At 73.0% G+C, this 20,620-nt stretch carries 20 protein-coding genes; 10 read left to right on the forward strand and 10 right to left on the reverse strand.

Features of this window, described 5'->3' with window-relative positions; genetic code table 11:
* Positions 1 to 244: 244 nt before the first annotated feature.
* The 4 genes from ACSHXN_RS11605 to ACSHXN_RS11620 form a co-directional block, all read right to left on the reverse strand.
* Positions 245 to 721: a DUF6099 family protein gene (locus ACSHXN_RS11605; RefSeq protein ID WP_355129455.1), complete on the reverse strand. Its 477-nt coding sequence runs from the start codon at positions 719 to 721 to the stop codon at positions 245 to 247.
* Between the two features lie 169 nt (positions 722 to 890).
* Complete coding sequence (locus ACSHXN_RS11610; protein WP_355129457.1) at positions 891 to 1,244, reverse strand: nucleotide pyrophosphohydrolase; 354 nt, start codon at positions 1,242 to 1,244, stop codon at positions 891 to 893.
* Complete coding sequence (locus ACSHXN_RS11615; RefSeq protein ID WP_355129459.1) at positions 1,241 to 2,410, reverse strand: AAA family ATPase; 1,170 nt, start codon at positions 2,408 to 2,410, stop codon at positions 1,241 to 1,243. The genes ACSHXN_RS11610 and ACSHXN_RS11615 overlap by 4 nt, the downstream gene beginning before the upstream one ends.
* Positions 2,411 to 2,516: 106 nt before the next feature.
* Positions 2,517 to 2,936, reverse strand: coding sequence for a cell division protein SepF (locus ACSHXN_RS11620; RefSeq protein ID WP_355129461.1), 420 nt, complete (start codon positions 2,934 to 2,936; stop codon positions 2,517 to 2,519).
* A gap of 338 nt (positions 2,937 to 3,274) precedes the next feature.
* On the opposite strand from ACSHXN_RS11620, the gene ACSHXN_RS11625 reads away from it, so the two are divergent.
* Positions 3,275 to 4,942: a hypothetical protein gene (locus ACSHXN_RS11625; RefSeq protein ID WP_438303039.1), complete on the forward strand. Its 1,668-nt coding sequence runs from the start codon at positions 3,275 to 3,277 to the stop codon at positions 4,940 to 4,942.
* 142 nt (positions 4,943 to 5,084) lie between these two features.
* On the opposite strand, the gene ACSHXN_RS11630 is transcribed toward ACSHXN_RS11625, so the two are convergent.
* Positions 5,085 to 5,840 (reverse strand): YcnI family copper-binding membrane protein, encoded by a 756-nt coding sequence (locus ACSHXN_RS11630; RefSeq protein ID WP_355129748.1) that lies wholly within the window; start codon positions 5,838 to 5,840, stop codon positions 5,085 to 5,087.
* Positions 5,841 to 6,581: 741 nt separating this feature from the next.
* Between ACSHXN_RS11630 and ACSHXN_RS11635 the strand changes: the two genes are divergently transcribed.
* Entirely contained in the window at positions 6,582 to 6,980 is a 399-nt protein-coding gene (locus tag ACSHXN_RS11635) for a TOBE domain-containing protein (RefSeq protein ID WP_355129465.1), read from the forward strand.
* Positions 6,981 to 7,007: 27 nt separating this feature from the next.
* On the opposite strand, the gene ACSHXN_RS11640 is transcribed toward ACSHXN_RS11635, so the two are convergent.
* A complete protein-coding gene (locus tag ACSHXN_RS11640; protein ID WP_355129467.1) occupies positions 7,008 to 7,490 on the reverse strand; it encodes a molybdopterin-dependent oxidoreductase in 483 nt (160 codons plus the stop codon).
* 188 nt (positions 7,491 to 7,678) lie between these two features.
* Between ACSHXN_RS11640 and modA the strand changes: the two genes are divergently transcribed.
* From modA to ACSHXN_RS11665, 5 genes are all read left to right on the forward strand, one after another.
* Entirely contained in the window at positions 7,679 to 8,515 is an 837-nt protein-coding gene (gene modA, locus ACSHXN_RS11645; RefSeq protein ID WP_356113631.1) for a molybdate ABC transporter substrate-binding protein, read from the forward strand.
* A complete protein-coding gene (gene modB, locus ACSHXN_RS11650) occupies positions 8,512 to 9,363 on the forward strand; it encodes a molybdate ABC transporter permease subunit (RefSeq protein ID WP_355800673.1) in 852 nt (283 codons plus the stop codon). The genes modA and modB overlap by 4 nt, the downstream gene beginning before the upstream one ends.
* Complete coding sequence (locus ACSHXN_RS11655; protein WP_356292144.1) at positions 9,360 to 10,451, forward strand: ABC transporter ATP-binding protein; 1,092 nt, start codon at positions 9,360 to 9,362, stop codon at positions 10,449 to 10,451. The genes modB and ACSHXN_RS11655 overlap by 4 nt, the downstream gene beginning before the upstream one ends.
* Before the next feature lie 92 nt (positions 10,452 to 10,543).
* A complete protein-coding gene (locus ACSHXN_RS11660; protein ID WP_438303040.1) occupies positions 10,544 to 10,963 on the forward strand; it encodes a TOBE domain-containing protein in 420 nt (139 codons plus the stop codon).
* Positions 10,964 to 11,131: 168 nt separating this feature from the next.
* Positions 11,132 to 11,797 (forward strand): DedA family protein, encoded by a 666-nt coding sequence (locus ACSHXN_RS11665; protein ID WP_355129477.1) that lies wholly within the window; start codon positions 11,132 to 11,134, stop codon positions 11,795 to 11,797.
* Positions 11,798 to 11,801: 4 nt separating this feature from the next.
* On the opposite strand, the gene ACSHXN_RS11670 is transcribed toward ACSHXN_RS11665, so the two are convergent.
* Both ACSHXN_RS11670 and ACSHXN_RS11675 read right to left on the reverse strand, forming a co-directional pair.
* Positions 11,802 to 12,791: a lysylphosphatidylglycerol synthase transmembrane domain-containing protein gene (locus ACSHXN_RS11670; RefSeq protein WP_356113636.1), complete on the reverse strand. Its 990-nt coding sequence runs from the start codon at positions 12,789 to 12,791 to the stop codon at positions 11,802 to 11,804.
* Positions 12,788 to 14,299, reverse strand: coding sequence for a hypothetical protein (locus ACSHXN_RS11675; protein ID WP_438303041.1), 1,512 nt, complete (start codon positions 14,297 to 14,299; stop codon positions 12,788 to 12,790). Before ACSHXN_RS11675 ends, ACSHXN_RS11670 begins: the two co-directional genes overlap by 4 nt.
* Before the next feature lie 251 nt (positions 14,300 to 14,550).
* Between ACSHXN_RS11675 and ACSHXN_RS11680 the strand changes: the two genes are divergently transcribed.
* From ACSHXN_RS11680 to ACSHXN_RS11690, 3 genes are all read left to right on the forward strand, one after another.
* Complete coding sequence (locus tag ACSHXN_RS11680) at positions 14,551 to 14,952, forward strand: BlaI/MecI/CopY family transcriptional regulator (RefSeq protein WP_355129483.1); 402 nt, start codon at positions 14,551 to 14,553, stop codon at positions 14,950 to 14,952.
* Positions 14,949 to 15,851 (forward strand): M48 family metalloprotease, encoded by a 903-nt coding sequence (locus ACSHXN_RS11685; protein ID WP_355129485.1) that lies wholly within the window; start codon positions 14,949 to 14,951, stop codon positions 15,849 to 15,851. The genes ACSHXN_RS11680 and ACSHXN_RS11685 overlap by 4 nt, the downstream gene beginning before the upstream one ends.
* A 420-nt stretch (positions 15,852 to 16,271) precedes the next feature.
* Complete coding sequence (locus ACSHXN_RS11690; RefSeq protein WP_438303042.1) at positions 16,272 to 17,162, forward strand: aminoglycoside phosphotransferase family protein; 891 nt, start codon at positions 16,272 to 16,274, stop codon at positions 17,160 to 17,162.
* A 290-nt stretch (positions 17,163 to 17,452) separates the two neighbouring features.
* Here ACSHXN_RS11690 and ACSHXN_RS11695 read toward each other — a convergent pair whose 3' ends face one another.
* Together ACSHXN_RS11695 and ACSHXN_RS11700 are read right to left on the reverse strand one after the other, a co-directional pair.
* Positions 17,453 to 18,958 (reverse strand): glycoside hydrolase family 71 protein, encoded by a 1,506-nt coding sequence (locus tag ACSHXN_RS11695; RefSeq protein ID WP_438303043.1) that lies wholly within the window; start codon positions 18,956 to 18,958, stop codon positions 17,453 to 17,455.
* Between the two features lie 112 nt (positions 18,959 to 19,070).
* Positions 19,071 to 20,033, reverse strand: a complete 963-nt coding sequence (locus ACSHXN_RS11700; RefSeq protein ID WP_355129491.1) for an LCP family protein — start codon at positions 20,031 to 20,033, stop codon at positions 19,071 to 19,073.
* Positions 20,034 to 20,620: the final 587 nt, after the last annotated feature.

Consider the following 20,620-nt stretch of genomic DNA (forward strand, 5'->3'; position numbering starts at 1 on the left):
TCCCATCCGTCCCGCCTGCCCCCGGCCGAGCGAACGCCGGTCAATCGGATGATCGGGTGAAAGACCGCTTCGCCGGCCCTTCCTCGCACCGGCCGTCGCCGCTGCGGCGCCGCACCCGTCGGTACCCTCCGCCCCCGGCCGTGCCTGACGCCCTCGCCGCGTCCGCCCCCCGGGGAGGTGCCGAGGCCGGGCGAGCCGTCGCGTCCCGAGCAGACCCACGGGACGGAGCTCGTGGACGAGCGGCTCAGCCCGGCGCCTTGTGTCGTTCCCGTATCTCGCCGTCCCTTGCCGCCAGCCGCCGCAGCATCTCCCTGACTCTGTCCCTCGACTCGTCCGCCGCGTCGATGGCCTCCATGCACTGCCAGTAGATGCCCTCGTCGTCCGCCGCGCTCGCGACGGCGACCAGGGCCATGCCCAGTTCCACCAGGAGGGTTGCGAGGTCGAGAAGGGCACCGCGCGCGTCGCCCAGATCGGTGAGCTGGGCGGCCCGCAGATCCGCCACTTCGATGGACGGTGTGTCGAGGACGCCGCAGCCCCTGCCTGCGAGTTCCGTCAACCCCAGGGCCTCCCCGCGCAGTTCGGGCGGTCCCGAGACAGCCAGCCGGCTGCCGATCGCCTGCGCCAGGGCGTACGCCTGCCACGCCTCCGTCATGATCCTCGACCCGTCCCCGCTCCCCGCCAGGGCACGTCTGCTCGTCACGATGAGCCGCACCGCTTCCATGCGCTGCCCCCGCTCTGTCCTGACGCACTCCCGCACGTCTGCCCGAACTCCGCTCTTCACTACCCAGCGTGAAGGCACAACGGACGAAAAGCCAGAGGTAGTCCGAAATCTGTGGACACCCGGAGAGAAGTGGACAACTCAATAACTCCGGAGAGTGACTGGAAGAGAGTCACTCCGCTCCGGGCGCCGGGAACCTGCCCTCATTGCGGTCGATCTTGGCGTCCAGCGCCGCCAACACGTCGATGCCCAGCACCTCGCACAGCTGGAGCAGATACGCGAGCACGTCCGCCACCTCGTCCGTCACCCGGTGGGCCGTACCGGGATCGTCCATCACGCGCGCCGACTCCTCAGGCGTCAACCACTGGAAGATCTCGACCAGTTCGGACGCCTCCACGCTGAGCGCGGCGACCAGATTCTTCGGTGTGTGGTACGGCTGCCAGTTGCGCCTCGCGGCGAAGTCCGCAAGCCGCCGCTGCAACCGCGCGACGTCCAGGTCCTCGCGCCGTCCGGATTCTTCAGTCACGGGCTCAGGTCTACCACCGTCACGCCGTCCACCTCCGCGGCCCGGGACACGTCACTCACCGCACCCACCAACCGGACATGCCCCCGCTCGCTCATCCGGACCGCCAATCGGAGCAGTTCCCGCGCCTGCCGCCGGTCCATGCCGCGGTCGAAACCGTCCGCCAGAACGGTGAGCGTCTGCAGCGCCGCCGGCACCTCGCCCACCGGGTCGACCTCGAGGACGCCCGGGCCGGTGAGCAGGACGAGGGCCAGCGCCAGATAGCGCAGCTCGCCGTCGCCCAGCAGATTCAGTGGTGTACGCACTCCGTTGCCCCGGTCGACCAACGCACGCACCGTGCCGTCCCGGAGCGGCTCCGCCAGCAGATCCAGGGCACGGCCCGTGCACCCGGCGGCGACCGCCGCCGTCAGCAGCGCGTGCCGCCGGCCGCACTCCGCGCGGGTACGCAGCAGTACCTCCGCGAGGTTGCCGCAGCCCGGCAGCAGCCGGCCCGCGCCCGGTCGAACGGGGGCGCGCATCCGGCGGGGACTCGGGTCGCAGGCGAAGACGGAGCGCAGCGCGACCACCATCTGCTCTGCCGCGGCGAGCACCCGGCGCTGTCCGTCCGTCCTGCCGGCCACACGCAGCGGCAGCAAGGCGGTGCCGAGGCGGTCGTCGGGCAACGGGCCCCGGGTCACCGGGGAGGAACCGGCGGTGTGCCAGGCCGCCTGTACCGCGCGCCTGGCGGGGTCGCGCAGCGCCGTCTCCAGCAGGACGAGGTCGCCGGACGTCAACCGTTCACCGACGATGCGCAGTTCCGGCTCGGCCTGGACGGCCACGTCCAGCCGTACCGGCCCCTGCGGACCGTCGGCCGTGCAGCCGATGCGGAACCCGCGCCGCCGCTGGGCGTCGGGCCGCGCCCCCTCCGGGACACAGGACGGCGCATCCGGGAACGCCTCCTGGAGTTCCGCCCCGCCCCCGAGTCGCGCCAGCGCAGCGTACGCCTGGAGCGCCCGCGACTTTCCGGAGCCGCTCGGGCCGGTGAAGAGCGTCAGGGGCCCGAGCGTGAACCGGGCCCGCCGGTGCCCCGCGAACGCGGACAGCCGCAGCTCCGTCACGTTCGGCCGGTCCGGGCGCGGCTCGGTCCCGGCGATCGGGCGGGGCAGGGACACCGCGGGAGGCACCGTCATGTCCGGGACCGTAGGCGCAGGAGGAACGGGCGAACCGTTTTGCCCGCGTGACCTTCCCACGATCGGGCGATGGGGCCGGCACACATGCCGCGTACGCGGGCGGTCCTCAGCCGCCGGAAGCCCTCGCGCCCTCCATGAGCTCGCGCACCTCGGTACCCAACGGGGTGAGCAGGAAGACATTGCGGTCGACCCGGTGCATCCCGCTGGAGAGGCCGAAGACGACGCCCGTGCTGAAGTCGAGCACCCGCTTGGCCACCTCGGTCTCCGCACTCGTCAGGTCGAGCAGGACGGGCACCCCCGCCATCAGCGTCTCGGCCACCTCGCGTGCGTCCGCGAACACGTTGACCCTCAGGACCACAAAACGCCGTCGCGCCTCGGTCCGGGCCTCGGGTATCGAGCGGTGGCCCACGGCGGACGGCCAGGCGTCCCGGCCGCGCAACGGAACGACCTGAGCGAGCCCCTCCCACTGTTCGTCGGTGACGTCGTAGCCGTTCACCGGCCCTCCCCCTGATGGCTCCCACTCCATGTCTGCACCGGTCAATTCTTACGCATGGTCACTCGTCCGGCCGAACAGCGACACGGACCGCTACGCGACCGGCGGCCGTGTCACCGTTCCCGCGCGCGGCCCGGACGGGAATGCGGCGGTGCCCGTCCGGCGGGCGACCGAACGGGTGGACGAGGTCCCCCATCAGGGCGAACGCGGCCGGCGTCGGGCGGACCCGACCCGTACGGCCTCTTCTTACTGCCCTCACACCGGAATCTTCACCACCACGGACGCGGCACTCAACCTGTCCCCATACGTTCCGTGGCGTGCAGTTGGCAGAAGTGAGGCCGTCGACAAGCGGCCGATTGACGCGACCGGCCATGACGCCGGTCGAACCGGACCCGGCCCCCGCCCAGTGGCATCGCGCGCTGACGCTGCTCGCGGACATCAGCCTGTTCATCGGCACGCGCGGGGTGTGGTCCTCCGCCGCCAGTCACCATCTGATGATCGCGGGCGTCATCTCCGTCTGTTACGCCTCGATCCTGGTCACGGGTGTCCTGACGCTGGTGGTGCGGGGCAGCCGTGCGCTGGCGCGCCTCGATCTGGCCGTCCTGCTGACGGCGGTCACCCTCGCCTACTGCGCGGTGTCCGTGGCGCACGGTTTCAGTGACGAGTCGATACTCACCACACAGGCCGCCCGCGAACTGCTCGCCGGCGCCCCGGTGTACGGGCAGCCGTGGCCGTGGCTGTTCGGGCACGGGGTCGCCTACACGGCCACGGTGAGCGGCGGATACGACTTCACCTACGGCTACCCGCCGCTGACCGCGCTGCTGACCGCGCCCCTGCTGTGGATCGGCCACGGCGCGCTGCCGGAGACCCTGGTCACCACCACCGCGATCGTGCTGGGCACGGTTGTCATGTGGAAAATGCTGCCGGCGCCGTGGCGTTCGGCGGCCACCATGGTGTGCCTCGGCTTCGGCATGATCCCGGTGTACGCCCGGCTCGGCTATCCGGCGGTCGTCGCGCTGGCCTTCCTCGTCCCGGTGGTGGTCCGCTGGACGCGCATGGGCGCAGGCGGCGCGGCCGACTGGGCGCGGGCGGCGTGCCTGGGTGCGGCCTGTGCGGCCCAGCAGTTGCCCTGGTTCGTCACACCGTTCCTGCTCGCCGGGGTCTACGCGCTGCGGCGCGGTGAGCTGGGGGCCCGCGGAGCCGCTCTGGCCGTGGGGCGCATCGTGGCCACGGCCGCCGGTACCTGGCTGCTGATCAACGCGTACTTCATCGTGAGCGAGCCGCGCGCCTGGATCCGGGGCGTCGCGCTGCCGCTCACCCAGGGCGCCATCATCCACGGCCAGGGCCTGGTCGGTGTCTCCCTGTACTTCACGAACGGCAGCGACCGCCTGAGCTGGTACTCGCACGCCAGCATGCTGCTGGCGGCGGGCCTGCTGGCGGTGTTCGTCCTGTTCGTGCGCCGGCTGGGCCCGGCGGCGACGGTGCTGCCCTGGTGCGCCTTCTTCCTGGCGACCCGCTCGCAGGACGGCTACTACCTGCTGATGACACCGCTGTGGCTGGCGGCGGCCGTCACCGTGCCGCAGAGCGCCTTCACCACCGCCTGGCAGCCGCGGCTGCTGGACGGGCGGCGGGCCGCCCGCACGGTGATGGCCGCGGGCCTGCTCGCCCCCTCCTTGGTGGCGGTGCTCCTGGCGGCGACCGGCAGACCTCCGCTGCATCTGCAGGCCGCCGCCGCCTCCCGGACGGCACGGGCGGTCAGGACACTCACGGTCCATGTGGACAACACCGGCGACGCGGCGCTCCGGCCGCACTTCATGGTGACGACGGGACAAGGGATGAGCCGGTACTGGAAGGTCCTCGACGGCCCTTCCTCCGTAGCCGGTCATTCGACGGGCACGTACCGGATCCAGGCGCCGGGCGGCGGCTTCTCCGTGCCCGGAAGGGGTACCCGCATCCGGCTGCGCGCCTTCACGGCTTCGCCGATGACGCTCTCGAGCCAGGACATCCGTCTGGAGCGCAGGCCCGCACCGGCGAAGTGACCGGACGTCACCCCGGCGGGTGAGGGCCGGGCCGCGGCTGTCACGGCGCCCGCGGGACGGCCGACCGGCCCGTACCGCGTCCGGGGAACGGCCGGTCCCCCGTCCCGCCGGCGGTGGTCGCCGCCGGCGGGACGGGGTCCGGTCACTCCGAGGAGGGAGTGCGGGTACGACCGCGGGCGATCGCGAAGCCCGCGGCGGCCAGGCCCAGGACCCCGACGACCAGCCCGGCGACGCCGAGCCCCCGGGCGGTGGAGTCGCCGGTGGCGGTGGCTTTCGCCGTGGAGCCGCCCGGCTTCTCGTCCGTCGCGGTGGTGGTGGAGGAGACCGCGGTCGAACCGCCGCCCTCCGCCGTGCCCTTGGCGGTCAGCCGGAGGACCGGCGCCGGGTTCTCCGGCTCGTCCGCGCCCTTCTGGGCCTCCTCGATCCAGCGGACGACGTTTCCGTCGGAGTAGGTCTGCAACGTCTTGAAGGTCAACTGGTCGGTGTCCTCCGGCAGCTGACCGAAGGCGACGTCGAAGTCCTGGTACTGGCCGTGCCGGATACGCCCGCCCGACCAGGTGATCTCGGAGACGGCGTCGGTGATGGTGCCGTCGTCCGTCTTGACCGGCGTCTTGAGCTTGGTGGTGGTCACCTGGGCGGTCCAGCCGTCCCTGGGCGCGACCAGCACGCCCACGACCGGGTGGTCGGTGGGCAGGAAGACCTGCACCTTGGTGGTCGCCGCCGTGTCCTCCTCGTTGGGGACCCGGAAGGTCAGCACACCGTCGGTGGCGCCCTTGGCGTAGCTCTCGGGATGGACGGTGACGTGCGCGAAGGCCGCGCCCGCCGCGGTGAGGACGCCGGCGGCGGTCAGAGCGGCGACGGTGCCGGCGCGGCGCAGGGTGGTACGCATCGGGGACATGAGTGGGGAAGCTCCGTACTTGTGCTCGGTTCGGGGGGTCGGATCGTGTACGGGGTCCCCGGGGGGTGGGCCGCGCCGGGACAGGGCGTGGCGGAGCAGTGCCTGCCGGAGGGGCCGGCGGTAGGTGTACGGGAGGGGCGTCCCGCCATAGGCGGGAAGCGGCGCCGTACGCCACCAGGCGGCGAGGCCCGGCACGAAGGCGACCGCCTTGCGCAGCAGCGACCACAGGGCGGCCTCGCCGCGCCGAAGGCACCAGGAGGCGGTCAGTGCGGCGGCCAGATGCGCGCCGACGGCGTGGGGCGTCATGGCGTGCGGCTGGGCGGCCATGTGCATGCCGTGCGTCATGCCTGCCATGTGCATCGGTGCGGCCGGCGGGGCCGCCGCGTCGAAGGCGAGATGGAGCCCGCCCTGCACGAACAGCATCGAGGTGCCGATGCCGAGGAGGGAACGTTCACGCCCGGCGAGGGCCACGCTCAGGGCGAACACCGGAAGGACACCGGCCGCCTCCACCCGTACCGGTGGCACGCCGCCGGTGGCCAGTGCGTGCCCCCCGGCGGCGAGCAGCACGCACACCACGGCGAACACCGCCGCGCGCAGGCTCCGCACCGTCCAGGAGACACCCATGGCGTGCGATCCTGCCATGCGGTCCCGGGGGCCACGGTGGTTTCCGCGGATACGGCGTGTGGGAGTCCCTCGCAGGCGCGTACGGCCGGAGCGCCTCGAGCGCCTATCGTGACGGACATGCAGTCCTACACCATCGGTCAGGCCGCCCGCCTGCTGGGCGTGAGCTCGGACACCGCCCGGCGCTGGGCCGACGCGGGCCGGGTGGCGACCCGGCGCGACGAGCACGGGCGCCGGGTCGTCGACGGCAGGGATCTGGCCGCGTTCTCGGTGGAATTGGCGCGCGGCGGCGCCGGCGAGGACGACGCCCTCGCGTACACCTCGGCCCGCAACGCCTTCCCCGGCATCGTCACCGCCGTGAAGCTCGGTGACGTGGCGGCGCAGGTGGAGATCCAGGCGGGACCGCACCGCCTGGTGTCGCTGCTGACCCGGGAGGCCGTGGAGGAACTGGGCCTCGAGGTCGGCATGGAGGCCACGGCCCGCGTGAAGTCGACGAACGTCCATATCGACCGGACCTGAGCGCCCGGCGGCCCACCGAAGGGCCGCTCACGTCCACGGGCCGTAACGGCCGTCCACCCGTATCGCGTTGACTCCGCTGACGTACCGCGCCCCGCAACGGTCCTGCGGCAGCACCAGCTGCGGTCCGCACCGGTCCAGCGAAGTGTCGTCGATGCCGGCCGCGAGCAGCACGGGCGCACGGCCGAAGTCCGGGTCGATCTCGGCCCAGGACAGCAGCGCGTGGTGGCCGTCCGCGCCCGTGACGGCGATCAGGAAGCGCAGCCGGTCCTTGCGCCGGCCGGGGTCGAACAGCGGGCCCGCGGCGCAGAGCACGTCGTGCAGCAGCGGGCCCTCGAACCGGTGGTGCTGTACGCCGCTGGTGGCGCACTCGAAACTGACCCGCACCTGCTGCTGGGGCCATGCCAGCAGGTCGGGCACGGTCAGCCGGGCGGGACGCTCGAGGTCTCCGGTCAGCGCGAGTACGGCCGGCGCAGCCGCGTCGGCGACCCGTTCCGTCAGGGGCCGGCCCACAGGACACCACCTCCCGCAGGACAGTACCCGGGCGGCCACCCCGTACAAACGCACATGCCGCCCTCTTCGTCGGATCTCCCAGCTCATGCGATGCCACAGGGGACTTCCGGATGGCACCTGCGTCAGTATGATCGGCGTAACGGAGGGGCCCGGCGGGCCCCTCATGGCCGACCAGAGGGAGTGGACCCGTGAAGACCCGTTCCGCGCGCCGGACCCGCCGGATGGTGCAGGTGGCCGGTGCGGGGGCCGCCGCGCTGCTGGCCCTGAGCGCCTGCTCCTCCTCGTCCGACTCGAGTTCCTCCCCCAAGTCCGACTCCTCGTCGTCAGCGTCGTCCTCCGCCCAGAAGCTGTCCGGCACGGTCACCGTCTTCGCCGCGGCCTCGCTCAAGGAGAGCTTCACGACCCTTGGCCAGGAGTTCGAGGAGCAGCACCCCGGCACGAAGGTGGCCTTCAACTTCGGCGGCAGTGACACGCTCGCCGCGAGCATCACCAGCGGCGCCCCCGCCGACGTCTTCGCCGCGGCCAGCCCCAAGACCATGGCCATCGTCACGGACAAGCAGGACGCGGCCGGCACACCGGCCACCTTCGTGCGCAACCAGCTGGAGATCGCCACCCTGCCCGGCAACCCGGACAAGGTCGCCTCCCTGAAGGACCTCACCAAGTCCGGCCTCAAGGTCGTACTGTGCGACAAGACGGTGCCGTGCGGCGCCGCCGCGCAGAAGGCGCTCGAGGCGAGCAACCTGAAGCTCACACCGGTGTCGTACGAACAGGACGTCAAGAGCGCCCTGACGAAGGTGGAACTGAAGGAGGCCGACGCCGCGGTCGTCTACAAGACCGATGTGAAGGCGGCGGGTGACAAGGTGGAGGGCGTGGAGTTCCCCGAGTCGGCCCAGGCCGTCAACGACTACCCGATCGTCCTGCTCAAGGACGCGCCCAACGCCGAGGCGGCCACGGCGTTCATCGCGCTGGTCCGGTCCGCCGAGGGCGGCAAGGTCCTGACCGAGGCGGGATTCCTCCAGCCGTGACCCGTGCCGGCACGTCCGGGGCCGCGGCCGACACCCTCACGGGTGGGCCGCGGCCGGGGCGTGTCCGGCGCCCGGGGGTGCCGCTGCCGCTGATGCTCCCGGCGCTGGTCGGACTGGCGTTTCTGCTGCTGCCGCTGGTGGCGCTGCTGGTCCGGGCCCCGTGGCGCACCCTCCCCGACCAACTGACCAGCACCGCGGTGTGGCAGGCGCTGCAGCTTTCCTTGGTGAGCGCGACCGCCGCCACGGCGGTGAGCCTCGTGCTGGGCGTGCCGCTGGCCTGGCTGCTGGCCCGCACGGAGTTTCCGGGCCGGGGCCTCGTACGCGCCCTGGTGACCCTGCCGCTCGTGCTGCCACCGGTCGTGGGCGGTGTGGCGCTGCTGCTGGCGCTCGGGCGCAACGGGATCGTGGGGCGCTGGCTGGACGCATGGTTCGGGGTCACGCTGCCCTTCACCACGGCCGGGGTCGTGGTGGCCGAGGCGTTCGTGGCGATGCCGTTCCTCGTCATCAGTGTCGAGGGCACGCTCCGGGCCGCCGATCCGCGCTACGAGGAGGCCGCCACCACGCTCGGCGCCTCCCGCTTCACCGCCTTCCGCCGGGTCACGCTGCCGCTGATAGCGCCGGGTGTCGCGGCCGGTTCGGTCCTCGCGTGGGCGCGGGCGCTGGGCGAGTTCGGGGCGACGATCACCTTCGCGGGCAACTTCCCCGGCCGCACCCAGACGATGCCGCTCGCCGTCTATCTGGCCCTGCAGAACGATCCTGCGGCGGCGATCGCCCTCAGCCTGGTCCTGCTGGCCGTGTCGATCGCGGTCCTCGCGGGCCTGCGGGACCGTTGGATGACGGCGTCATGATCCACACCCACCAGACCACCACCGGCAGCACCCCCACGGGGGTCGGCGGCGAGGGACTCGACGCGCGGCTCGTCGTCGAGCGCGGCACCTTCCGGCTCGACGTGGCCCTGACCGTCGCACCCGGGGAGGTCGTCGCACTGCTCGGGCCCAACGGCGCCGGAAAGACCACCGCCCTGCGCGCGCTGGCCGGACTCGTCCCCGTCTCCGGCGGTCGTCTGCGCCTCGACGGCGCCGCGCTGGACCGTACCCCGCCCGAGTCGCGGCCCGTGGGTGTGGTCTTCCAGGACTATCTGCTGTTTCCGCATCTGACCGCGCTGGACAACGTGGCCTTCGGCCCGCGGTGCCATGGCGCCTCCAAGGCCGAGGCGCGCGAGATCGCCGCGGGGTGGCTGGACCGCATGGGACTGGCCGGCCACGCCGGCGCCAAGCCGCGCCGGCTGTCCGGCGGCCAGGCCCAGCGGGTGGCGCTCGCCCGGGCGCTGGCGACCCGGCCGCGGCTGCTGCTCCTGGACGAGCCGCTTGCCGCGCTCGACGCCCGCACCCGGCTCGAGGTCCGGGCGGAACTGCGGCGCCATCTGGCCGAGTTCGAGGCGGTGGCCGTGCTGGTCACCCACGATCCGCTGGACGCGATGGTCCTCGCCGACCGGCTGGTGGTGGTGGAGAGCGGCCGGGTCGTCCAGGAGGGCACACCTTCGGAGATCGCCCGCCGGCCGCGCACGGACTACATCGCGCGGCTCGTGGGGCTCAATCTGTACCGTGGGACGGCCGGCGGGCACACCGTGCGGCTGGAGGCCGGACCCGCGATCACCACGACGGAGGAGCTGTCCGGCCCCGTCTTCGTGGCGTTTCCGCCCGGCGCGGTCACGCTGTTCCGGGACCGGCCCAGCGGTGCCAGCGCGCGCAATGTGTGGCGGTGCGAGGTGGCGGGCCTGGAGACGCACGGCGACCAGATCCGTGCCGACCTCACCGGTGAGCTGGCCCTGGCCGCGGATCTGACGGCCGTCGCGGCGGCCGAGCTCGGCCTCCAGCCGGGCGCCACGGTCTGGGCGACCGTCAAGGCGACGCAGACGCACGCGTATCCGGCCTGACACGCCGCGCGGCCGCGGACGAGAATCCGGCCGCCGCGGGCCCAGCATAGGAACGGACACGATCATCTCCCCACGTTCCGCGAGGCGCGCCCATGAACCTGAGCATCCGCAACCAGCTTCCCGGCACCGCGACCGCCGTCCTCCCGGGCGGGGTGATGGCGGTCGTCAAGGTCAAACTGGCGGGAGGCCAGGACATCACCGCCGCCATCACCGCGGAGGCGGTCGACGAACTGGATCTCGCACCGGGCGCCGCCGTGTACGTCCTGATCAAGTCCACGGAGGTCGCGCTCGCCTCGGCCGGGATGCGGGGCGTCTCCATCCGCAACCAGCTGCCCGGAACCGTCGACCGCGTCACCCCGGACGGGGCCGTCGCGTCGATCAGGGTCACGATCGTGGGGGCCGTGCTGACCTCGGTCATCACGAGGAGCGCCCTGGAGGACCTCGGGCTGGCGCCGGGCGCCCCGGTCGTCGCCCTGATCAAGTCCACGGAGATCTCCCTCGCCGCCGCCTGAACCGGCCACCGCGGCCGTGCAGCCGACACGGCACGTCCGTGCGGAACGCCGAGCGGGCGGCCACTCGTCACCCGATTTTCGTCTACAGTTCAGTAGACGGTCTGTACGATGGTGCGCCGTCGGGCGGCACCGTGTCACGCCCGGCCCCGTACGAAAGGGCTTGCGCCGATGGCCACCTCCTTGACCCTGGGCTCACAGCTCGCGGTGAACCTGCTGGACGCCCAGTCCCTGCTCGCGGCCTTCGGCGTGCTGGGCGTGGGTGTGGTGATGTTCGCCGAGACGGGCCTGCTCATCGGCTTCTTCCTGCCGGGCGACTCCCTGCTGTTCACCGCCGGGCTGCTGTGCACCGGCTCGGGCCAGCACGGGGTGAAGCTGTCGCTGTTCCCGCTGCTGGTGGCGGCGGCCGTGGGTGCGCTCGCCGGCTCCCAGTGCGGCTATCTGCTCGGGCGCAAAGCGGGCGGCGCGCTGCTCGCCCGCAGCCGCTCGGTCCGCCTCAAGGAGGGCGCGGAGCGCGCCGAGGAACTCCTCGACCGGTACGGCCACGCGAAGGCCATCGTCCTGGCGCGCTTCGTCCCCGTGGTGCGCACCGTGCTCAACCCGATGGCCGGCGCCCTGCAGGTGCCCGTGCGGACCTTCACGCTCTGGCAGATGACCGGCGGCCTCGTCTGGAGCCTCGGCCTCACCCTGGCCGGGTACGCCCTCGGTTCCTCGGTGCCGAACGTGGACAAGTACCTGCTGCCGATCATCGCCGTGATCGTGGTGGTCTCGGTGCTCCCGCTCGCCCTGGAACTGCTGCGCTCCCGCCGGGCCGCGAAGGACGGCGTCAGCGGATGACGGGTCACAGCTCCTTGCGCCGCACGAGCAGGCCGAGCACCGCAAGACCGGGGATCAGCGGCAGCCACACCGTCAGCAGCCGGTAGCCGAGGACCACCGAGGCCGCCGCACTCCCGGGGGCGCCGGCCAGCGCGAGCGCGAAGGCGAGCGCCGCGTCCAGGGAGCCGAGACCGCCGGGAGTGGGCAGCAGGACGGCGGCGCTGCTCGCCACGAGATACGCCAGCGCCACCCGGCCGGACGGCAACGGCAGACCGAGCGACCGGGTCACCGCGATCACCACCAGGGAGTGCAGCGCGGCGAACCCCATCGACGCGCCCCACAGGGCGGCGGCACGGCTCGGGAGCCGGTGCACGGCCCGCACGTCCGCGAGCACCGTCCGCACCGCCCGGCGCAGCGGACGGCACAACACCACCGCGAGCCCTCCGCCCACCACGAGCGCGGCACCCAGCGCGACCGCGGAGGCGTGCGGGAGGCTCAGCAGACCGGGGCCGGCGAGTGCGAGGAGGGCGATCAGTGCGCCACGGGTCACGGCTCCGGCGGTGGCCTTCACCGCGAGCGCGGTCGCCGACCGGGTCATCGACAGTCCGCGGCGGTTCAGGAAGCGGAGGTTGACCGCGCCCGCCCCTAGGCCCGCGGGAAGCAGATGATTGGCGGCCGAGGCGGCGAACTGCGCGGCCGCCAGCCGTCCGAAGGGCAGCCGCTCGGCCACGGCGCCCTGCTGGGCGAGCGCCGAGCAGGGCCAGGTCGACACGGTCGCGATCGCCGCCAGGAGCAGCCAGCCCGGGTCGGCGTCCTCGAGCCGGGCGACGCCCGCCTCGATCACCGGCCAGTGGTGCCGGGCCAGCAGCGCCGCGCAGCCGAGCACGACGAGGGTGACGGCGAGGTGCCAGGGGGCGCGGCCCCGCAGGGCCCTCGCCCGACCGGCCGGCGCGGCCCGCTCGGCCGGCGTCCGCCTGGTCCCCTGAGCCACCTGGGTGGCGGTCGGAGGCGTCATCCGCGTCCGTTCCCGGTCGCCGCCGGAGCGAGGTAGATCCGCAGGCCCTCGAAGGCGTGCGGACTCCAGCCGCGCGCGTACGACGGCGGACGGCCGGTCGGCGTGCCCAGGTGGGCCGCGGGCACGGTCCGGGCGGTGCGCGCGATGTCTTCGGCGGTCGAGTTCTTGTTGCTCCCGCCGGTCGCGGCGGAGGAGCAGCCGGTGTAGAAGGCGATCGGCACGGCCTCGTTCCCGGTCAGCAGACAGGGCGGCCGGACGCCGAGCCGGTGCAGTTCGGCCGCGGTGCGGGACCAGCCCCGGCGGTCCGCTTCGGTGCGCTCCACGGTGCTGTGCAGCACCGCGTACTGCACGGCCAGGTGCCCGGCGAGACCGATCGCCACGAGCGAGGCGGTGATCGGCCGCCATCGTCCGTCCGGGGCGGTCACCAGATGCACGAGCGCGTCGGCGACGGGGATCGCGAGCAGGGCGTAGGTGGGCAGCAGGAAGCGCGGCGCCGCGTACCCGATCAGGAAGAGGTACGGGAAGGCCGCCGTCGCCGCGCAGGCCAGCGGCAGCAGGGTGCGGCTCGGGGACGCGGGACGCCGGGCCCGGAACGCGACGGCCACCGCGAGCAGGACGAGCAGCGGCAGCACGAACCACCATGCGACGACCACCGGGTTCGGCATCGAGCCGGTGCACGGACGGCAGAGGGTGCGCCCGCCGAGGCTGCGCAACTGGTCGCCGACGGCGATGTTCCAGCCCAGTCCGCCCTGCAACCGGGAACCGTCGGACAGGCGTTGCAGGAGCCCTCCGTAGCGGCCGAACGCCTCGGCGATCCACTGGGCCGCGCCGACCGCCAGCCCGCCCACCAGTGCCAGCAGCAGCGGCAGATTCCGCCACCGGGGCAGGAAGACCAGCAGGAACACGAGCGGGGCCGCGGTCCACGCGGCGTCGGTGGGCCGCATCCACGTCATCAGCGCCGCGCTCGCGGCGACTCCCCACAGGGCCGGCCGGTCGGCGCTGTCCGCGTGGGCGCGCAGGAAGAAGCCGGTGACGGCCAGCGCGCCCATCGCCACCCAGTAGTTGGGCATGACCTGCGGGCCGTAGAAGAGGGTCACCCACAGGCTCGCGAACAGCGCCCCGCCCAGGGCGAGGACACGGGCCGGGAAGACGCCCCGCCAGGCGCGCAGGGCGATGAACAGTGCGGCGCCCGACAGCACCGCCAGATAGACCCTCAGCAGCGCCGTGGACGAGGACCACGAGGTCACGGGGGCGACCAGGAGCGATACGCCGCGGGCGCGGGGGGCACTGAAGTACGCGGCGGGAGCGTGGGCGCTGATCTGGCTGGCGTACACCGTCTCGTCCCAGCCGAGGCCCATGCGGGGCCCGACGAGCAGGAGCTGGGCCAGTGTGAAGGCGCCCGCCACGACTGCTGTCAGACCCTGGCCGCGGTCCTGCCACGATGTGCCGGCCACCGACGGCCCCGCGAGCCTGCGGACCCCTGCGAGCGTGGTGTTCGAGTTGGCCATACCCATCCCTCACCCCCTACAACCTGTAGGGGCATCACACCCTACAAGCCGTAGGGTCGACGATGGAAATCGGGAAAGAAAACAGGTAAAACACGGACAAGCTAACGCGAGGCACCTGAGGGTGCAGCATGAGACCCGCGGCAACCCGGAGCCCCGAGGCCGTCGTTGCGCCGATCGCGTGAACCGGGACGGCGGGCAACCGCCCCCGACCCCCGGCATCGCGTGCCCCTACGCGCTGTAAGGTTGCAGGCATGGCTGGCACGGGCCCGCGGGGCAGGATGGAACGACGCAGCGCCGGTGAGCTGGAGAGCGAGGTGCTCGCCACGCTGTGGGCCACCGAGCAGGCGCTCACACCCGCCGAGATCCAGGCCGAGATCGACGGCGGCCTCGCCTACAACACCGTGCACACCATCCTGAAGCGCCTCTACGACAAGGGGCTCGTCCTGCGCGATGTGGACGGGCGGCGCGGGGCGTACCGTCCCTCGAAGAACGCGGCCGAGCTGACCGCCGAGGCCATGCACGAGGCACTCGACCGGGGCCCCGACCCGATCGCCACCCTCCAGCAGTTCGTCTCGGGGCTCAGCCCCGAGGAGGAGCGGGCCCTGCGCGGCTTCCTCGACGGCTCCCCGCACTCCGACGGAGTGGGCGCATGAGGATCGACGTCTACACCCCGATCCTCCTCTCGCTGCTGCTCGCCGCGGTGAGCCCGCTGGTGGGCAGGAGGGTGGCGCCCGCGCTCGCGGCCCGGGTGCTGGCCGCGTCCGCCGTTCTCACCGCGGCGGCCACCACCTGGTCGCTCCTCCTGCTCGCGGTGACCCTGATCGGCCAGGCACCGCCGGTCGTCGCGGACGCCCGGGCGGACGGCCACCCGCTGCCCGACCCGGTCCCCGACACGATCGCCGTGGCCGCGACCCTGGCCCTGCTGCTGGTCGGCGTGCGCGTCCATCGGGCGGTCCGCGCCGAGTTCGGCACGCGCCGGGCCCTGCGGACCCTGTGCGCGGGCCATCCACCGGACACGGAACTGGTCGTCGCCGCCTCCCCCGTGCCCCAGGCGTTCGCCATCCCCGGCAGCGGCGGCGCCCCGGGCCGGATCCTGGTCACCTCGGCCCTGCTCGGCGCGCTGGAACCCGCGGAGCGCCGGGTGCTGCTGGCCCACGAGCGCGCCCATCTCACCCACCGGCACGCGTCGCTCGCGACCGCCGTGGCGCTGGCCACCGCGGCGAACCCGTTCCTCGCGCCCGTCCGCGCCACGGTCACGTTCCTGATGGAGCGCTGGGCGGACGAGCAGGCGGCCGACGCGGTCGGCGACCGTTCCACCACGGCTCGCGCCCTGGCGCGGGCGGCGCTCACCACCCGGCGCCGCCCCCCGTCGTGCGCGCTCGGCTTCACCGACCACGCGGTCACCCGCCGCATCGCTGCCCTCCAGACCGGCCCGCCCCCGCACCTGTGGCCGCTCGCCGCGTCGACGCTCGCCCTCGGCGCACTGCCCGCCCTGGGCGCCGCGGACGCGACGGGGGATCTGCTGCAGCTGCTGGAGCACGTGCTGACCTGACCCGGGGCGTGTTCCGGGCAGCGAAACCGGGGCGCCGAGGTGACCTGACACCCCGTCAAGCGGGCTGCGGGCAATCCTCCGGTCGGGGCACCCTTCACCACACGGGGGAATCGAACGGCGCCGTCGTCGCCGTTCCCCCCGTCCAGCGGGCCAAGAACGGGCCGACTCGAACTTACGTATGGAAATTCGCCCCCGACCCCCCGTTACGCGTCCATGATCGAGCCGGTTGTTCGGTCGCTTGTCCGCATCGCCCCGAGCCTCCGGAGGAATCATGAACCCCGTCCCCGCCCCTGCCGCCGGTCGTCGCCTGTTCGAGAGCCGCTCGGCAAACCCCTCGACCGCGCGATGCGGAGTTGACGCGCGGCGGGTCGCCGGTGCCGGCCGCCCGTCCTCCTCACGACCGACACCGAGGTGGGGCGCATGACCTCCGGCACACCGGTTCCGCCCGCCCTGGCCGCCTGGGCCGAGAACATCGTCGGTCCCGTCCGCACCGTGCGGGACGTGTCGCACCCCCGCCCCGAGTCCCAGGTCTGGGAACTGACCTCCGCCACCGGCCGGACCATTCTCAAGGTGGCCCCGACACCCGTCTTCTACACCCGCGAGACCCGCGCCTACCGCGAGGCGGCGCCCGCCCTGGAGCGGGGCACCGTGCCGCACCTGGTGGAGACCGACGCCCGGCACAGGGCGCTGCTCATGACCGCGGTCCCCGGCCGGCCGGTGCGATCCGCGGCGCTCTCCCCCGCCCTGGGTCGCGTCCTGCACCGCAAGGCGGGCGCGTGGCTGCGCCGGTTCCACGGCGACGCCCGCGATCTCACGTCCCAGGACCTCGCCGAGGCGGCCGCCGAGATGGAACGCGCCGTCGAGGCCGCCGAGAAGCACCTGGAAGTGTGCGGAGACCTCATCGGCGCACACGAGCGTGAGCTGGTCCGTCGGCACGCCGCGGGGCTGGCGCTGCTCGGCCCGCTGCCCGTGGGATACATCCACGGCGACTTCCAGGAGCGCAACTGGCTCCACGACTCGGCAAGCGGGTCACTCGCGGTGGTCGATCTCGAACGGGCCCGGCCGCACGCCGCGGTGCTCGACGTGGTCCGGCTGGCCTGCGGACCCTGGGTTCGGCGGCCCGAGTTGAGGACCGCCTTCTTCGAGGGCTTCGGACGCGAGCTGACCTCCGCGGAGCGGACCGCCCTGCGCTGCCTGTCCGCCCTGGACGCCGCGAGCGCCATCGCCCGGGGAGTGCCCCACGAGGACAAGGACGTCGTCGACCGCGGCCGCGAGACCCTGACCCGGCTGGTGCGGGGGGACCACGGATGACGGGCCGGCCGGCGGTCACCCGGCCGGCCGCCGGAACCTCGGGCGCGCCGAGGACGGCGGATCCGCACCGAGGGAGCACCGCTCGGAATCGCCCGGTCACCCGACCACCGGCCGCGGTGCCCCGCCCCACGACGATCCGACCGGAGCGGGCCCCCGCGGGCCGCACCGGCAACCGGCGCCGCGCGCAGGGCGGTTGCCGGTCCCTCACACCGACGGACGCGCCTGCGTACCGGCTCGTCCGCATCGAGCGGAGCGGGACGCCCGGCCCCGCCGGAGAACCTTCGGGGAGTTCACCGACCGCTGGAGACGGCGTAGTACTGAAGATCCTGCACGGTGACCGTGCGCCGCACCGGATAGCGGGTGGCGACCGCGGCGACGGTGTGCCCCGCACGGCGGACCACCACCTCGCTGCGGCCGGGGGACAGCGGCAGGTCCTGGGCGTATGCGCCGGCTGGTGCGCGGTAGCTGTGGGGCACGGTGCCCACGCGCGCGGAGACCGTGGCGGGCGCGGTGAGGAAGCTGAGCACCTCCACCCGGTCGCGCGGGGGCGCGGTGCCCGGTCGCGGGCGCATCAGCCGGGGCTGGAGCAAGGCTCCGCCCCCATCCGCGAACTGGACGCGCGAGGTGACGTACACGGTGTCGCGGACGATGCGCGGCCAGGCCCCGGTCTTGAAGCGGGTGAGGTAGTACGAGGAGATGTCCAGGTAGGCGTGGCCGTTGTGCAGCGAGGGCGCGAACTGGCTGCCCTCCGAGTAGTCGTTCCAGGTGGTGAGTTGCACCCAGTCCGCGCCGTCGGAGATCGCGTGGTTCCAGGTCGACCGCAGGGTGGCGGTGTTGCCCGCCTCGTCGTAGATCCCCTGGTTGGGCCGGGCGTCCTGTACGGACACGGCCTGCATCCACTTCTTTCCCAGGGAGTGGGCGAGTCGGACGTCGCCGGGAACGTTGTCCTGGCGGGTGTAGCTCCGGTTGCCCCAGGACGAGAAGGCGTGGCTGATCGGCGCGAACCTCTCGGCGTTGGCGCGGAAGTCCAGGAAGACCGGCACGAGCGCGGTGCCGATCCCGTGGTCACGCAGCCGGGCGATGACCTGCCCCCACCAGGCGGGATCCTGGGCCTCGGCCTTGAACGGGGAGACCACGAGGCGTCCGTCGGCCAGCCGGTACGCGGACGGGGACACGGCGAGCCGGGCCAACTGATCGGCGAGCGTGCGCGGATCGGTGTGCAGGGACGTCATGTCGGGCATCAGCACGATCCGGAAGTGCGGGTCGACACGCTGCGCCGCGCGCAGCAGCCTGTCCACGCGCTGCCGGTTGGTGCCGTCGAGGGAGAGGATGTCGACGGTGAATCCGTCGAGCCCGGCGTCCCGGGCGGTCCTCACCTCCCGTTCCAGATCGGCGAGTTGCCAGTCCCCCCTGGACGGCGGCACGGGCTGGGGCCGGTCGCGCAGCAGCCCGCCGTAGGCCGCGTGCTTGCCCTGCTCGCCCTGCGGCGTGAGGTAGTTGCGGGCGTAGTAGTCGTCCTCGGCGGGCCGGTTGTCGAGGGAGAGCGGGTACGGCGGGAAGTAGTGCGCGAAGACCTGATGCGGACTGTCGCGCAGCACGTCGGCGGCCGGCAGGTCGAAGGGCAGCGCCGCGCTCGCCCGCGCCGCGCGGGGCGCGGCGTCCCCGCGGTCGCCGGCCAGTCCGACACCGGCGATCAGTCCGATCAGCAGCAGGCCGAACACGGCACCCACTGCGGTGCGCCACCGGACCGAGGACCTTCGGTGCCGGTGCGTCGGACGAGCGGGGTGGTCCGTCATGGGTGTCCTCCGCGGATGCCGGGGGTCGCCGGTGCGAACTCTAGTGCACTAGTGGCCCGTTGTCCGGCAAACCGCCATCAGCCGGGCAACTCCGGCGACCGTCGACGTGCCGTCAGGGGGTCGTGGCCCCGAGCCGGTCGGCGTCGTGCGACTGCAGGTAGATGTCGACGGCGTCCTCGCGCATGGCCCGCCACAGATCGGCACCGGCGCCGGGGTCCAGCAGGACCACGGACTGCCCGGAGATCATGTCGGTTCCCTTGGCGGGCGCGTTCATGAAGACCATGTTCCCCGGGCGGACCTTCTTGTTGTCCCACAGCAGGGCGCGCAGGTCGCCGTCGCCGAGCCGGTCGTCGACGCTCACGGCGGCGGTGAGATCGTCCAGCACCTCGGCGCCCTTGACGGGGTTGGAGAAGGTCGAGGGCCGCATCACCTTCGCCAGCAGCGTGCGCAGGAAGTACTGCTGACGGTGCGTTCGGTCGAAGTCGCCGCGGGCGAGGTGATAGCGCTCACGCACATAGGCCAGGGCCTGCGTGCCGTTCATGTGGCGGGCGGCACCGTCCACGACGAGGTCCACTCCGCCCACGGAGTCGGTGAGCTTCTTGAACCCGTCCCAGTCGATGACGGCGAGATGGTCGACGCGCACCTTCGTCAGCCGCTGCACGGTGTCGATGAGCAGCGGCGGTCCTCCCCAGGAGAAGGCGGCGTTGAGCTTGGCCTTGCCGTGCCCGGGGACGTCCACCCATGCGTCGCGGGGCAGCGAGACGACATAGGCGCCCGAGTGGTCCGCCGGGAGATGGACCAGCATCATCGTGTCGCTGCGCTGGGCCCCGTACTTCCACTCGGGGGCCTTGGCGTCACGGCCCGTGGTCGGCAGCTCGGAGCGGCTGTCGACGCCGACGAGGAGGAAGGTCTGGCCGCCGCGGGAGGGCGCCGGCTGAGCCGCCGCGGGGACCTGCGTCGGGAAGACGCCGGAGAGACGGTCGACCTTGCCGGTGTAGTGCTCCACCGCCCACCAGGTGACCCCGCCCACCATGAGCAGACCCACAGCGAGCAGCACGAACGCTCCGAGGAGCACCCGACGCGCACGGCTCCTGCGTCGCGGGGATCGCTTCGGTTCGGTTCCGGAGGTGTCAACCCCCTTTTGTGCAGGAACTGTCGAGGAGTCGTGAACGCCGTCGACCGGTTCCGGGGCCGAAGGGCCGGCTCTGCCCGCCCCTTCCTCCCGTTCCGCCGCGTCGTCCCGACCGGTCGCTTCGGCCTCGGCCGTGTTCTTGTCCCCCACCACACAACCCCCCACATCAACGCGGTACGGCCCCTTCCGCACCGGGCGCACACTGTAGCCAGCACGTTCGGCGTCCGTGACACATTCCGTCCGTCCATCGCCGCGGCCGGACCAAACTCCGAACCCTGCGCGGGATTTGGTACGGATCGGCACTTCTCAGCGACGTTCACGTAAACGCTCCCATGCGAGCACAAGTTTGCCGTACTGTTCACCATCGTGCCTCATGTTCGACGAATAGATGTTCGCGACATGAAGCCGCTCGTGCCGCGAAACGTGCCTGGGGGGGTACATGTGGGATGTTCAGGCCGCTGAATCCGACAGATCGCGCAAGGCGCGCTCGCGGGCGCGCTCCTCGCTGTGGATGGGACGCAAGTCCCCTT

The organism is Streptomyces sp. HUAS TT11 (assembly GCF_051553595.1).
In the GTDB taxonomy this organism is placed as follows: Bacteria; Actinomycetota; Actinomycetes; order Streptomycetales; family Streptomycetaceae; genus Streptomyces.